Here is a 15,158-nt window from a genome sequence, read left to right on the forward strand (position 1 = left end):
GGAACGGGGTTATTGGTTGGAAAATTTAGTTTATGAGCTGTTACTATATAATATTATTAAAATAGTAAACTAAAGGAGAATATTGTAAAATTTAATCAAGAGGTGAACGCTATTGATAGTTGTTAAGGAAATGAAATACGAAAATATGTTAAGAATGACTGAACATTTTCGTGCAAAGGATTACTATTTAAATGATAGTGAAAACTTAAGGATTACATTTGAGCATTTAGAGTTTATAGAACCAGCTGGAGCATTATTATTTTTGACTACTATGGATAAAATAAGAAAATTAAATATTCCTTACGAAATTGAACCGATTAATCATTTGAAAAAGTCAGCCATTTCATATGGTGAAACTATGGGGATATTTCAGCAATTAGGCATCTCGGATGCACCATCACATAATTCCGGAGCAACATACATAGCCCCAACAAAAATTGAAATACATGAGATTTTTAGGGGTTTAGATGATGTAGGTGGAACAATAGAGTCATATTATGAAATAATTTCGGAACGAATAGTTAGTAAGGTTTTGGGATTGGTAGATTCAGAATTAGATGAAGACGTGAAAGATTTATTTATATTTGTAGTAAGAGAGATGATTAGAAATATCTTTGATCATTCTCAGTCTTCACACTATTACTATGCCTCACAATCATATAGAACAAGCAATTTTGTAGAGGTTGTGATTGCAGATGTCGGAGTTGGACTATTGGCTACTATTCCCTTTGATGTTGAAGAGAGGTGGTTTGGGAAAGATACAGATGAAGAGGCAATCAGAAAGGCACTAACTCCAGGATTATCCGCCCTATCAAATCATGCGTACGCTCCAGAAGATTATAAAAATTCAGGTTATGGTTTAGCTTTGGTAAAAAGAATTATTCAATGTACCGGTGGATTGTTTAGTATTGCTTCGGGAACAAAATCAATAACATTTGCATCAGAAGAAATAATAAACAATTGTGATGTTAATGGAACTGTAGTTAGGATGAGATTACAGTTAGATAAGTTAGGTAGTGTAAGTTTTCAAGAGATATTAAATGAAGCAGAAAATGAAGCTAAGATTAAAGGATTCAAACACATGCCCTCAACTGCTTCAAAAACAATTAAAAGCCAAAAAGTATAAATTTTATTTAGAGAAGATGTGGCAAACCGTATCTTCTCTAAATAGAGTTTGAATATTCTGTTAATATTATCGGGATATTTTAAACTAAAATTATTTGGCAAAAATAAGGGGGGGAAATAATTGACAGTTAGTAAAACGTTAAATGCCATTTTATATATACTATCTTTAGTATTTTTAGTGGGATCAATAATAATATACCTTCTAAAAGAAGAATCATTTGGATGGGGTACATTTTTTGGGACAGATGCCTTAACACTTTATGGATTAGTAGCTACATTTTTAAGTATGTTAGCAATGAAAGTACCCTTTATTAGAAAAATATTTAGATGGTTTCTATTAAATTTTAGCATAACAAAAATTAACTATGAATTATCTATGGTGGTTGACAGTAACTTAGAAACAAAAGATTTATATGATATTCTTTTAAATAGTATACTTGAAACAGATGTTTTCGATAATACAGAATATGAAGTTTTTAATAGAAAGCATATGCTAATACGCTTCTCAGTAGCTGCAATGAATGCAACAATTGCTATAAAAGAGCAGTCAATTACATCAGATTATAAAGAGGATGGTGTTAATTTTTCCAAAAGGCATAAAATTGAAATAAAAGGTATAGATAACTTTAAAAGTATGAATAAAAATATAAACTTTATTCTTTATATAATGGCGGAAAAATTACAACATAAACAGTTGCAATTTAATAAGTTTTATTTGAAGGTTAAAAAGAATAGTACTGAATATAACTTTTTAAATGAAAATAATTTATTGCTAGATAAGTCATCGAAAGTTATTCACTCCGAAACTCAAATTGAAAAAACTAATTCAATTATTGCTATTGATATTCATGAGGGGATTACAATATCTTCAAAAAATAGAGGTGAATTTTTAATAGCAATTGATTTATTAAAAGATATACTAGTAAGTTAATAAGATAGGGGATGTTGGAATGGGTTTTGTAATTACTGTTAATAAAATAGAGGGAAAACCAAACAATTTTGAAGGGATTGTAATTGGGAGAGAGGAAGTACAGCTTGAGGGGAGCTTAGCTGTTGCTGAAACCAGAATTTATAAACCTACTGAATTACAAGAGGGTGAAGAAGAGGTAGAAGAGGTAATGGAAGAGGAAGTTGAGGATGAACTAGATGAAGATTTTATCGAGGTTTTTCCAGATGAAGAATTAGAAACGGGAAATCTAATTCCAGGTGGAGATATAGTTAACTATGAAAAATATATACTGAAACATAGTCAAAAATATCCAATAGTAGGTGTAATAAATCAACGGGAATTTAAAGAAATACTAAGAGTTTTTAGTTTTGAAGTTTATATAAATAACTCTTATGCAATTAGCTATTCGAAACATAAGGGGAAGTTTGCTCAATCTGCATTTAAGCGTTTGAAAGATACTACGGCTTTTAAGAGTGTTCCGTATGAATTAGATTTGCTAGACGCCTTAGAAAATATTATCAATAGTGATAGTGGTATCACTATTCAAGCTGGTTGGTTTGCTAATTTAGGACTAGCTAATCTAGATAGTGTTTTATTAAGAGGAGAAGATGTAAACCAAGCTGCTGACTGGAAAAAGTTTAAAAGAACTGCTGGGGCATCATTATCTAATATTGAATTATTAGTAGAAGATTCATCTTTCCCTAATAACAGAATTGCTATTTCTTTAAGCAAAAGGGGAATTCTTTATTGTAAGAGAAATATTTCCCCAGAGAAAAGTTTAGAATTAACTGATAGAATTTTTAAAATTGTTCTTGGAGAAGAAGAATAGAACCTCATTAAACATTTGGGTAAAGATAAATTTTTAGCAGCGACTAAATTGTCGTTGCTTTTTTTGTAAAAGTAGGAGGATGGAGATAATAGCAAGAAGAACAGTAAAGAAAGTTCAAAATACAAAGGTATAGTATTTTATTTTAACATATGGAAATGAGAAAACGAGAAACTAAGGGGGTTTTAAAAATAAGGATTTAAAATAAAATAAGTATTTCAGAAATCGATGCTGTGGTTAGAGTAATCTCTAATAAGGGGGACGTATTACAGCAAAATAAAAATCTGTATAAAGATTATTTATTGGATCAATTTTTAGAGAGTAAAAAGGCAAAGGAAAAGAAGCAAACTTTAAATACTTATAGATGGAGTGTTGGAAAATACATTATTCTATCTATAGGGGAAATAGACTTAATCTAATGATAATACAAGGCTTATATAATTAGCTAATCAAAGAAAAGAGTTTATCGGATGGAAATATTCAAAAGGTACATACATACATTAATTAATGATTCATTGAAAAAGCCGAAAGGTGGGGAATAATAGTAGGTAATCTTGCTTTGCTTGTAGATTGGCCAAAGCAGTAAAGAAAAGATATTGCTATGGAATGAGTAAGAAATAAGGGATTTCTTGAAGTATAACTAAAAGAGTGGAAACTACTAGTATGGCATTTTTATTGGTTTTAACAACAGAAGTGAGACAAGGGGAAGTACTAGGCGAGCTAGAAAGCTGTGGATTTAGAACGTGATTATGTACATATTAATCGAATTCTTAGTAATGAGGGGAAAGATTTGTTGCCCTATACAAAAACAAAATCATTTACTAGGAGGAACCATTACTGCTTGAAAAACATTATTTTCTTATGTGAAGAGTGAAAAAGTCGTTCTTATAAGTATTTGTATGTAGTAATATGTATAGAATCCGATATAACTACATATAAAAGTAATATTCGAAGGATTTTTAGATCCACTATAAAAAAGCCGAGTAAGATTAGATGTCATGATATGAGATATACTGATACGACATTGGTATAAGGGATGAATTTAAAAATTGTATGGAAATGATTGAGGTGTACAGATGCCTGGATTATATTAATTATAAAATACTTTAATTCAAAACTTAATCAAAAATCTTGTGAAATCAGATTTTTGATTAGTGATGAATAAAAACTTATATTGCTATTTCAAAATTGCACTGAAAGTTAAGAAGAAAATATTAGAAAGCAGATTGTGAAAAAGATTAATTTAGTCGATAAAATTTCTATTTATTTTATAATTTAAAAGATTTTTATTTGTCGATTCGGTGGTTATATCTTATTTAAAGTAAACTTTTATTAAGATATAATAGGTAGTACGGAGGATGACCTAATGGTAAGAGACTTTTTAAAAAAGATTGATGAGATTTCAAGTAATACTAATATAAAGAGATCGAAGGAACTGAACAAAGAATTAAATGAACAGTTCTTTACTCCGATGGAAATTGCTTATTATATGAGTTCGATGTTTACTCCTATATCGAAATCAGAAATAGAGTTTATGGATGTGGGTGCAGGTCTAGGGAATTTAACAGCGGCGTTTATTGTATCTGTATGCGAATGGAGAAAAAAACCAAAAAAAATTCGTGTCACTTTAGTTGAAATTGATAGTACAATTATTGATGAATTAAAAGCTAATATGGAGTTATGTGTTGATTTATGTAAAAAAAATAAAATACAAATAGAGTTTATTTTTAAGAATAAAGATTTTATTGATCAAACAGTGAAGGAACTAAAGAATAATAGTGTTTTGCTTTATGATTATATAATATTAAACCCACCTTATAAGAAATTAAGTACGAATACGATTGATAAAAGGTTATTATCAAGTGTTGGTATTGATGTTCCAAACTATTATGCAGCATTTGTTTCTTTAGCCCATAGATTATTAAAGGATAAGGGACAACTGGTTTGTATCATCCCTAGAAGTTTTTGTAATGGTCAATATTTTAAAGGTTTTAGAATGGATATTCTTAACAATGTAAAGATTGAACGGATTCATTTGTTTGAATCAAGAAATGATCTCTTTTATGATGATGTATTACAAGAAACTCTTATTATGGTTTTAGAAAAAAATAGGCAAAGGCTTAATGATACTGTTCTAATTTCTGATAGTATAACTGATGATTTTTCAACAGTTCAATGTTTAAAAAAGAAATTTGATAATATTGTATTTCCTTATGATACAGAAAAAATTATAAGAATAATTAAAGAAAATGACTTAGCAATTGTGGAACGGATGCATTCTCTCCCTTGTACTTTAGAAGATCTTGATCTCACTGTTTCAACAGGACCAGTGGTGGATTTTAGAGAAAAAGAAGGGTTACTAAGATTCGATGGAACTTTATTTTCTGTGCCTATTATATATCCAGAAAATTTTTCGAAGGGGTTTATAGAATGGCCAATTATAGGGAAAAAGCCGGGGTTTTTGATTGAAGATGTGTCTAATGTTAAAAAGCTTAGACCACCTGGTATTTATGTATTAGTTAAAAGGATGAGCTCTAAAGAAGAAAAGAGAAGAATTATAGCAGTAGTATACGATAGTGAGTTTGTTAGTAGTGGCCGAGTTGCATTTGATAATAAAGTGAATTATTTTCATTGTAAAAAGAAGGGGATAGTAAATAGAAGTGTAGCGAAGGGACTATCAGTTTATCTTAATTCATCCTTAGTCGATTTCTATTTCAGAACATTTAGTGGGAGTACGCAAGTGAATGTTGCAGATCTAAAGTCATTAAGGTATCCAACTCTTGAGATATTAGAAAAAATGGGAAGTGCTTATGGAGAAGAACTTCCTGTTCAAGAAATAATAGATGAGATAGTGAATAACGAATTATTTTAGGAGGAAGAGTGCCACTAATTGTTAGTTTTGCCTAACAATTAGTGGCGTTTCTTTATTTTACCGTAAAATATTTTTCAGGGCACTCTTTAATCCAAAAGTTGGTTCCCGGTGCTAAATTATTATTCGAACTTTGTCGTTCATAAAATCTTTTCCAAGTGTAGAAAGTAGTAGTACATCCAGCAAATTTTTTATTTGATTTTTGGCAGATTTTTATAAAACCTTGTAATTTGTGAGTATCAACTTCACCATCGGAAGTAACAGCTTCTACAAACCACAGGGAGTCTTCTTCTTTATTGTATAAGATTACATCAGGCCAAACATCCTCTAAGTCACCAAATTTGATTTTATATAAATCTAGAAGAGCTCGCTCCTCTTTAGTTATTCTGTTCCCATCTTCAGCATCTTTGAAGATACATTTATATCCAGATAAATAATTTTTACTGTATATATTAATTGAATCTTCTATTAATCCTTTATGTGATAAGGTGCCGTTACCAGAATCATTCTTTTCATAAGTGACAAGTAGTCTTTTTCTATGTTCGGCAGAAGCAAACCACTCCTTAACAAGTTGATCAAAATTTTGATTTTGAAATTTTTTTAATAGGCACACAAATTCAGAGTTTAATCTGTATGCTGAATTTGGGGACTTGGCTTTCAAATGTCCCAATTTAAATTCTCCTCCACTAACGGTAATTAAATCAATAATACCAACTTCTACGAGGGGCTTTATCCAATAGTCTCTGCCTTCCCGATCTAACTTATTTTTACCTCTCATTAGTATTCCTACATAAGAACCGATATGAGCTACCGAAGCGCCAGCAGAAATACTATAATGCTTAGATATTTTAGAATAAAGATTTGGTAATTCATCATTTAATAAACAGTATATTACATCACGCATATCATCGGAATATCTATCTATCATTTTTAAGAAGCTCTCAATATCATTTAAACTGATACCTTGATAGGTAGATTGAGGTTTATAACCTTCTTTTTTTAATCTAATAAAATAGTCTTCAACTTTTTCTTTATTTTTAAATAGGTTCATGTTTTAATCACTACTCCAAATATTGTAAAAGTATTTATACTTTTTATTATACTTGAATTTTTGTGGATTGACTGTTTAAAGTTTGGATTTATCGAGAGAAATCCAAACTATGAAAAAAGATTAGTTACAATGATAAATCGAAAAGTATAGGCTGCTTTTTGTTTATCGATTTTATCGATTTATACATACTTATTTTGAAAAAGTGGAAAATTTCGTGTGTTAATATGATAAAATATTTCTATATTAATTTGATAATATACCCGTTGAAGTTCTATAAGTATTTCATGTGAAAATCTAACAATGAGTCCGGAAGGGTGTTGACATGTGAAATAAATGTTTTTTGCAAAACAAAGGTATAGAACAGTAGTGGTTTTACATGGAACCTCTACAAATATGACTTAAACGCCAAGCATTTGGTGTATCATACTTGCCTCTCCATGTAAAACCGTGTATGTACTTTTGGGTTGTAAATTTCAAAGTAGGAGTGAATAAGATGGATATTAAGAATAAACTTGAGTTAATAAACACACCAGAAGGTATATTTGAGGCTACTAAAGACTTATTAGAAAATGGACATGAATTAGTCGATACGTTTTCTGAATATAGTCCATATCTTAAAGTAGCTAGTAAATGGATGAATAGAAGAAGAGAGAACAAATGTAAAGAATTCCTTCAAGGATTAGGAATGAAGGTGTTTTCACGAGAAAAATTTACATCTGAGGATTTAAAGAAACTAGATGAGTTATTGATGAAAAACAGAAATAAACTTTTAGTTTTAGATATCTTAGAAGAGGCAACAAAAACATCATCTGATACTGCTTCAAAGATGCTAGGGATTATAGCTGGACAAGTAGTGAAAGAGGAACGAGAATTTGATTATAATGATTGGCTTCTTGTTAATGGACTCAAAAATATGAATGATTGGGATCTTGGAAATTTAAAACAGGTTTATTTATATTTTGATTCATATCCACAAGAAGAATATGTGAATTCTGTATGTGTTTATTTTGATTTACCGTTGTGCGAGTGTAATGATACAGATATCCCTGACTTCGACTATATTTTAGATAGTGAGGATTTTAAAATGTTTGAAACTTCTCTAATGCGAATTAATAGTTTGCAAATTTTAAGCACTGGCCCTACAGTATCAAATGTTAAAAATCCAGTATGTTTTCTATCAAATAAGGTCGGAGATGAAATATACAGGTTACTACATTTAATTAATTAATTTTTTGATCATTCCTTATGAAGTGCTCTTTATTATGCAAAAAATTATACAGGTGATAGAGAGAACGGAATACCTAAAATGAGGTTTTCTTATAAAAATATACAAAAAAATTGAATCACGGGTCTTTTTTTAGCATCCGTGATTTGAGGTGCAATTCACCATAGGAAATTGAATGCTTATTATTGATTATCGAGTGCTTCAAAATAAAGAACCATAGTACTGATTATCTGTAAAGTAGTAGGGTTTTGAGATGTGATGGTATGCCAAATGATGTGAAAGATAACAGCTGAACGGTTAATACCTATTAACCGTTCAGCTGTTGATATGTTAAATGGGCAACACCGGATCAAGAGATCCTGATTAAAATCAAAAAAGCATCGAAAATGTATATTTTTTTGATTTGTTAATTTTTTAGGCATTTTTGCTGATTTTTTTGATAGTATGTTTTTATATAGAATATTAAATATTTGTTAACGAGGAGAAAATAATGAAGCTTTTATCAATATCCGTTGCTAGTGCGAAAAAATTTGTGACTAGAACCGCGTTTGATTTTAGTGAAGCAGGAAATGTTAATACCATTAGCGGGAAAAATGGGTCAGAGAAAATAACAATTGCAGACGCTATGCTTCTTCTGTAACAGGCATTTTTTAGAGTTAATAGGAGAGCGATTCAGTAATAATTCATTCACATTGATTGCTCGTAACGAATTTATAAGCAAATTGAATGACAGTATGAGCAACAGAAACGCTGTTGTTAGTGTAGCTCTTGGAATTGGAGAAGATGTTATAGGAATTGAATTAATTGTATCTAGGAATCGATCATCTTTAAACTGGATCTTCGAGCTACTGAAAAAGAAAAATTAAGAAGTTACTGGAATCTAGAAAATCCAACAAATATTATTTTATACATTGAATCTAATAAACATTATGACGAAGCAAATCCTCCTTTTTCTGAAGTTAACATCAAAACAACCTATGAATTACCAGTTTCCAGGGAAGCATGGTTAACATTGAACATGATCTACTTTCCAACAAGAACCTTTCATATGTTATATAAGAACTTATTAATGGATTGGGCTTATAAAAGACTGATACCTACAAAAGGTAAGCAAGACTTTTACTTTAAGTTAGGTAGTTTTCTTTTCAATCAGTTGTTTCCGCATATTCGCTTTAAAAATTTTTCAGCTAACAATTTTAGGACAGATGAAGTAGTTGCTTTAGTATCAAATGAAGTAACAGGTGGGAGCAGATATGATTTAAGAAAACTAAGCTCCGGAGAAAAAACGGTATTCTATTTATTTTTATACTTAAATTTTGTCGGCAGGATTAGTTTGCTTATAGTAGATGAGCCTGAAAATCATTTGTATGAAGGCCTTATATTAAATTTCGTTACTTTAGTATCTCAACTGGGCAGGGATGATATCAATTATAAACAGGTATTGGACGAGTTGAACTTACCAGGGAACTTGGCAGAGAAAGTTGATACCTACATGCCTCAAGCAGGGCACAATAAAATTTCACAAACGATTCTAATGACACATTCTAGAGTGTTGATATATTCAGCCTTTGATCTGGGAAGTAATTTTATTTTAAACGAAGATGGATTAAGTGTTTTGGAATATAATAGGTGTGAAAGAATGCTAAGGGAATTAGGAATAAGCTCTATATACAATAAAGTTTTTTGTTGAAGGGGATAAAGAAGTTGAATTTCTTGAATTCCTTGCAGCTGAGAACAACGTAAAGATAGAAAAAGTGAGCAATTGTAGAAAAATGATAGAAATTTATTCAGGACTCAGAAATGTGGAACGGCACTTAACTGAATCTTATTTTGTTTTTCTTTTAGACAGGGACGTTACGAATGATGAAAAGGTAAGAGAATTCATTGATAATGAGAAATTTATTCTTTTAGAACGTCATGAAATAGAGAATTATATGCTTGATGAGGAAGTATGGCTTGAGGCGGTAAAAAAACTTGCTTCTGATGACCAACAAGAAGAGCTTACGTTAGATTTAATTAAGGTTGATTTAAAAACTACTGCGGACAGTCAATTAGATATGACTAAAAAGCAATATGTAACAAATAAGATTCGTGATTTTATTTTTGACTTTCAAACAGAGGTACGACACAGGGAGGTTAACATTTCTTCAGAAACGGAATATCAAGGATATACTGATGTATTGTTAAGTGGTCCACGATTAGAACAATTAAAGGAAAAGATAAATTCCGTATATAGTTTATGTGAAGAAAAGTATTCAACAGCTAACTGGGAAGAAAATTGGATAAGTTTATGCCCTGGTAAACAGGTTTTATTTATCACAGGTGATTCCACATTTCTTTCTGGATATAGAAAATTGTTTTATTTCACCATCTTTAAGCGCACTATATTTACTCTCTTTGAAAACTTTTCCCATCTAAGTTGTCAGCAAACTAATCTAACTGTTCCTTAGTATTAGTAGAATAACCTATCAATTTAGAATCCTCCTCACTAAAATAGCCGAAATCCAGGATAAGGATTTCGGCTATAATAATTCATTTTCTAAATCTATAATATATATGGGGGTTAACTTTAATGATTTATATAATATCTGTTATAATTTTTGTTATTTCCATTTTATTTTTAAACAATTCCATTAGTTCGAGTGTCCCATCACGTAATTCAAGAGGGGCCTTGTATGGTCCTCAACCAAATAGTGAAATATCTTCTATAGGAAACCTTAAATTTACCAAATTAGGTACTAGTCTTATTCTAAGCATCAGAGATTATACCTAAGAATTCATCCTTTTTCTGTTGAAGCTCATTATTTTGATTAAATCTAACAGTATATAACTTAGGGGTAGTAATTGGATGGCTGCTCACATAATCATTGAAACTAGTAAAATATATATTTCTATTTACCGAATCAAAAAGAAGTACTATTATTGATTCAGTAAGTGTGGACCAGTCCCTGGCCTGATCCACGGGAATCTTTATTTGTTTAATGCCAGCGGTAAAGCTTACAGTTTCCTCTAACCTCACATAAACACGGGATAACTTATCCTCAATCTTAAGTTCATAATCTAAATCATGATCTCCATAGATTTTATTAAGGAGGTACTTTCCAGTGTTGGACATACTAGCACTAAATGTTTTTTCTAACAATAATTCTAATTCCTCATCAAAATGTGGATCATGAATGGAGTCATAGTATGGTCCCTTCATTTCTTTTTCAAGTTCCTCCAACAGGTGTGAGATATCTATAGTTCCATCATTCTGCAAACTTTCTAATTGTTTAAGGTTGGCTAATAACTTTTCCTGTTCCTGAATTCTTTGTTCTACCTTCCTTTGATACCTAGATCTGATCTTTCGAATACCCCTTTGTGTTTTTTGATTTAATTTTAGGATCTTTATATAGTTGGCCCCTTCCAGAGTAAGAGGGGTCAATTTGAAGTTTTCGTCCATTTCGTCCCGTATATGGGCATACTCACCAAAAATATCATCTGAACAGGGATTAAGTAGGTGCCCTTCCCAGTCATCACTTTTCCCTCCATTACATATATGACACGAGTAAAATAGATTGTCATAATTGTGTATAGTAGGATCCGTTTTAAACTTATTCCTTGGCCTAAAGTGGTCAATTTCAAACGATTTTAGACCATGAACACTTTCTGCCTCGTGAGTGCCACAATAAGCGCACTCGTATTGAAAGTCGATACGTAAGTATTTTTTACAATATTTATTGTGATAGTTATAATACCTTTTTTTTCTTATATATCTAGGCATTTAATATTCATCCTTTGGGTTTAATACTAATTATATTTTCTAATTTCTCGTTTAAACCTCTCAATAATTTCAAATGTTCACCCACTTGAACCTCTCTACGTTCTATTCCAATTTTTATATGGGTAGCAGTTTCATTCGAAATCCTACGCTTATGAGCTCTCTTAATTCTTGAAATAACTTCATCAAATTTAGTTAAAAATTCTTTTTTCAATATGGTTTGATCAAATTCCCCTAGTAACTTTTTATCTTTATCATTAAACTGGAAATTTGTTAAAAGGAGAATATAAATGTAAGAATCCTGTTCCCTTATCTTTTCAAGTACATCAAAGCCATCGTATTTGACACCCATTTTATCCAAATGATTATCAATAATGACAAAATCTATATTTTCCTTACATATCCAATCATAGTATTGATCAGGGGATTCGAGTAATTCCATGCCTTGAAGTTCAATCCCCTCATCGGTGAAGAAACGTCCATAACTTTCAATATTATCTAATTCATCTTCAATATATAGACCTTTAATTTTCATTTAGTTACCTTCCTTTGGAAATAAGATAGTAAACTCTGCTCCGCCTAAGTCTTCAGAATTACCTACTGTTATTATGCCCTTATACCTGGATATTATATCCTTTACAATACTTAAACCTAAGCCAATACCATTATCTTTGGTAGTCATAAATGGTGAAAAGATGAATTCCCCTTGTCCATCCTTTATACCCTTTCCATTGTCTTTAAATACAATTTTGTAATGATCTTCTGTGGATTGACATAGAATCTTAACTCTTTTTTGTGGTGTCTGTTTCAGAGCCTCAAATGCATTAGTCAGTAAATTAATAATTATTGATTCAAAATCAATTAAGTACATCTTAAAAGTGCTTTCGAAGGGGCTAAAATCAAACTCAAGTTCAATATTTTGTGTTTTTATAATATTATTATAGTTATTAGCTATTTCCTCAATGGTTTTCTGAAAGTCTACGATTTCCATTTGTGATCGCTTCTTCTTTGTTACAAAGTTTACAATTAACTCACTGTATCCTTGAACTCTTTGAAAATCACTAAATATTTTATTATATGCAGCTGATATTCCTGTTCTCTCCTCTAATACATCAGTAGGGTACCATTTTTTTGTATATGCTATATCAACGAGGATCCTATTTATAATATCAGCAGTTTCGTGACCAAATGCCCCGGTAAGTATACCTAAAGTCGCTAAATTTTTATATAAGCTAAGCTCCCGTTCCTTGCCATCCAATGCTTCATCGTAGATCTTCTTTTGCTCCTGCTGGTTTTCTTCATTGAGTCTTCTCTCTTGCATTAACCTTTTTTTATAAAATGAAATTTCCCCCTCCGATTTATTTTTTATTTCATTTGTAAAAGATGCAAGCCTTTTTATTGTTTCGGCTTTGGGTCCATTCCTTACAATCTCCATTAGCCGTTGCTGTTGCTCTTCTAATTCCCGTTGTCTTTGTTCTTCGCGTTGTTCTTCTTCTTTTCTCCTCTGTTCCTCTTCGAGTCTTTTTTTATACTCTGCCTGTTTAAGTGCTTCCTCTTGTTGTTTTTGGAGGTATTCCTTTCTTCTAGTGTCAGTAATAAAATCCATACAAAATTTAACGAATTTCTGTAGGTGAAAAAATGCATCATTCTCTATAATTCGTTCTCTATTTGTTGCATCAATTAATAGGGGGTTATTCTCCTCTGAGATGCTAATTACCCCTATAACCTGGTTATTACCAATTAGGTAACCGTGTGGATCCTTAACCTTATTTTGATCTAGAAGGAGCCAGTCATTTCCAGGTGTGCCATAAGGTTTTACATGGAAACCATCTCTATAAATTTTAACCCCACAAAATTCATCTAGTATTGACCTTGCATGTGTTAAATTAAGGGCTTCATTTGATAAGTATTTAGCATCCCTCACAAAATAAAACAGTTCTAAATTTGATTTCCCGCACCTAAGTGGTGTATCAAGAGGGAAGACCATCTCGATATTGTTCCCACTTAGTCTTTCCTGGTAGCTAAGGGTAATGTTTTGTCCTCTATTATCTATACTTGCAATTACCTTTGCATACGAGAGTTCTAGAATGTCATTCACAATTAAATCGTTTTGTAAGCTAAATTCATCGGCTATTAGAATAGGTTTAAATGAGTTTTTATCTAAAAAATTTGGAGCAACTAACAGTCGTAATTCCTTTTGGATTTTAGATAAATCTCTTTGTGTCCAGTTGTCCCTTAAATTCTCTAAAACCATTATAATTCCTGTAGGTTTTTCCTTCTTTACTTCAATTTGGTCCTGTAGAGATTCGATATCATATACATAGTCTGTTGCCTCGGCAGGGGATAGTAACTCCAATTCATGTTGGATATCCTCTATTCTTACCTCTAGGGACTTATATTTTTCTAATAATGGAGGAAGACCATCAATTAGGGTATCTATAAGTTCACTATTATCTAGGAATATTGTGTAATCCATTTTATTTGTCTTCAGGAGGGCATCTTGTATGTATGATTTGTCTTCTTCACTCACATTGGAACTGTTTAATATATGATCTATATGGACCTTGATGTATTTTGCACTATCAATATCTGAGGGATCATGTTTTAATAATGCAAACCTCTGATTTAGTGCTATGATATTAATTTCTTCATAACTATTCCAATTCAATGTAAGCTTAAAAGGATCCTCCTTTTCCGTGAACGAATAAATCTTAACCCTTTCTGCGAGTCTTTCTACAGCAAATCTCCCTATACCCTTCTTTCCGGCATATTTTCTACCCTTTGGGCTATGGGATTCCCTTAGCTTATTATTTGTCCCTATAACCATCCACTTTTCCTCTACATCCTGTTGGCTCATCCCGGCACCAGTATCAATTATAAGAATTCGACCGTTTTCCGTTTTAACTCCATCGAAGATGACCTTTACTCCCTCAGCATCTGCATCATATGCATTTTTAATTATTTCAACTAAAGCAGTAATATAATCCGTTACCAACTCTCTTCCTAACTGTCCTACATGTCTTGCGTTAACTTTAAAATGAAGTTGTTTTTTCATCTAAATCCCCCGATTTTCAGATTATATTAAAATAACAATGTGCATTGTGCACACTGTTAATTTGTCGTTGGAGACATCCCTACGTAATAATAAATTAACTTAGGGATTGAGGTCATATTGCTTTTAGAATAATTAATCATTTGATCCAATATTACCATATATATCGCTAGTTTTTCGAATTAATAATTGAAACTCTGTATTGGAAAATATCTGGAAATTTTAATTGATTATCCATACCTCCCTATTAGGAATATTCCCTTGATAACGCATCATCAATATTTATCTCCCTTTATCCTAT

13 protein-coding genes and 1 pseudogene are annotated in these 15,158 nt (G+C 31.2%); 9 read left to right on the forward strand and 5 right to left on the reverse strand.

Annotated elements, in window-relative coordinates; all coding sequences use genetic code 11:
* Window positions 1-112: 112 nt before the first annotated feature.
* The 4 genes from ACTFOB_RS07730 (at window position 113) to ACTFOB_RS07745 (ending at window position 5,772) form a co-directional block, all read left to right on the forward strand.
* Window positions 113-1,126, forward strand: a complete 1,014-nt coding sequence (locus ACTFOB_RS07730) for an ATP-binding protein (protein ID WP_061681586.1) — start codon at window positions 113-115, stop codon at window positions 1,124-1,126.
* 120 nt (window positions 1,127-1,246) lie between these two features.
* Window positions 1,247-2,056, forward strand: a complete 810-nt coding sequence (locus ACTFOB_RS07735) for a hypothetical protein (protein WP_440026476.1) — start codon at window positions 1,247-1,249, stop codon at window positions 2,054-2,056.
* A 19-nt stretch (window positions 2,057-2,075) separates the two neighbouring features.
* Window positions 2,076-2,903 carry a hypothetical protein gene (locus tag ACTFOB_RS07740; RefSeq protein WP_440026477.1) on the forward strand — a complete coding sequence of 276 codons (828 nt, stop codon included), beginning with the start codon at window positions 2,076-2,078 and terminating at the stop codon, window positions 2,901-2,903.
* 1,363 nt (window positions 2,904-4,266) lie between these two features.
* Entirely contained in the window at window positions 4,267-5,772 is a 1,506-nt protein-coding gene (locus ACTFOB_RS07745) for an Eco57I restriction-modification methylase domain-containing protein (protein WP_440026479.1), read from the forward strand.
* A gap of 52 nt (window positions 5,773-5,824) precedes the next feature.
* Here the strand turns inward: ACTFOB_RS07745 and ACTFOB_RS07750 are convergent, their stop codons facing one another.
* Window positions 5,825-6,820 carry a BsuBI/PstI family type II restriction endonuclease gene (locus tag ACTFOB_RS07750; protein WP_061681582.1) on the reverse strand — a complete coding sequence of 332 codons (996 nt, stop codon included), beginning with the start codon at window positions 6,818-6,820 and terminating at the stop codon, window positions 5,825-5,827.
* Window positions 6,821-7,313: 493 nt separating this feature from the next.
* On the opposite strand from ACTFOB_RS07750, the gene ACTFOB_RS07755 reads away from it, so the two are divergent.
* The 5 genes from ACTFOB_RS07755 (at window position 7,314) to ACTFOB_RS07775 (ending at window position 10,495) form a co-directional block, all read left to right on the forward strand.
* Entirely contained in the window at window positions 7,314-8,048 is a 735-nt protein-coding gene (locus tag ACTFOB_RS07755; protein WP_440026482.1) for a hypothetical protein, read from the forward strand.
* Between the two features lie 487 nt (window positions 8,049-8,535).
* Window positions 8,536-8,685, forward strand: coding sequence for a hypothetical protein (locus ACTFOB_RS07760; RefSeq protein WP_440026483.1), 150 nt, complete (start codon window positions 8,536-8,538; stop codon window positions 8,683-8,685).
* Between the two features lie 94 nt (window positions 8,686-8,779).
* On the forward strand, window positions 8,780-8,911 hold the full coding sequence (locus ACTFOB_RS07765) for a hypothetical protein (protein WP_440026485.1): 132 nt from the start codon (window positions 8,780-8,782) through the stop codon (window positions 8,909-8,911).
* A 203-nt stretch (window positions 8,912-9,114) separates the two neighbouring features.
* Window positions 9,115-9,735: a hypothetical protein gene (locus ACTFOB_RS07770; protein ID WP_440026487.1), complete on the forward strand. Its 621-nt coding sequence runs from the start codon at window positions 9,115-9,117 to the stop codon at window positions 9,733-9,735.
* Between the two features lie 112 nt (window positions 9,736-9,847).
* Window positions 9,848-10,495 (forward strand): hypothetical protein, encoded by a 648-nt coding sequence (locus tag ACTFOB_RS07775; protein ID WP_440032718.1) that lies wholly within the window; start codon window positions 9,848-9,850, stop codon window positions 10,493-10,495.
* A 299-nt stretch (window positions 10,496-10,794) separates the two neighbouring features.
* Here ACTFOB_RS07775 and ACTFOB_RS07780 read toward each other — a convergent pair whose 3' ends face one another.
* From ACTFOB_RS07780 to ACTFOB_RS07795, 4 genes and pseudogenes are all read right to left on the reverse strand, one after another.
* Window positions 10,795-11,487 carry a hypothetical protein gene (locus ACTFOB_RS07780; protein WP_440032721.1) on the reverse strand — a complete coding sequence of 231 codons (693 nt, stop codon included), beginning with the start codon at window positions 11,485-11,487 and terminating at the stop codon, window positions 10,795-10,797.
* Between the two features lie 84 nt (window positions 11,488-11,571).
* A pseudogene (locus ACTFOB_RS07785) lies at window positions 11,572-11,808 on the reverse strand (HNH endonuclease); the annotation flags it as partial.
* Window positions 11,809-11,815: 7 nt separating this feature from the next.
* Window positions 11,816-12,340, reverse strand: a complete 525-nt coding sequence (locus tag ACTFOB_RS07790; RefSeq protein WP_440026493.1) for a response regulator — start codon at window positions 12,338-12,340, stop codon at window positions 11,816-11,818.
* The gene (locus tag ACTFOB_RS07795; protein ID WP_440026495.1) at window positions 12,341-14,860 is read right to left on the reverse strand and encodes a sensor histidine kinase; all 2,520 of its coding nucleotides are present in this window, start codon (window positions 14,858-14,860) and stop codon (window positions 12,341-12,343) included.
* Window positions 14,861-15,158: the final 298 nt, after the last annotated feature.

The organism is Bacillus cereus group sp. MYBK79-1 (assembly GCF_051915365.1).
Classification (GTDB): Bacteria; Bacillota; Bacilli; order Bacillales; family Bacillaceae_G; genus Bacillus_A.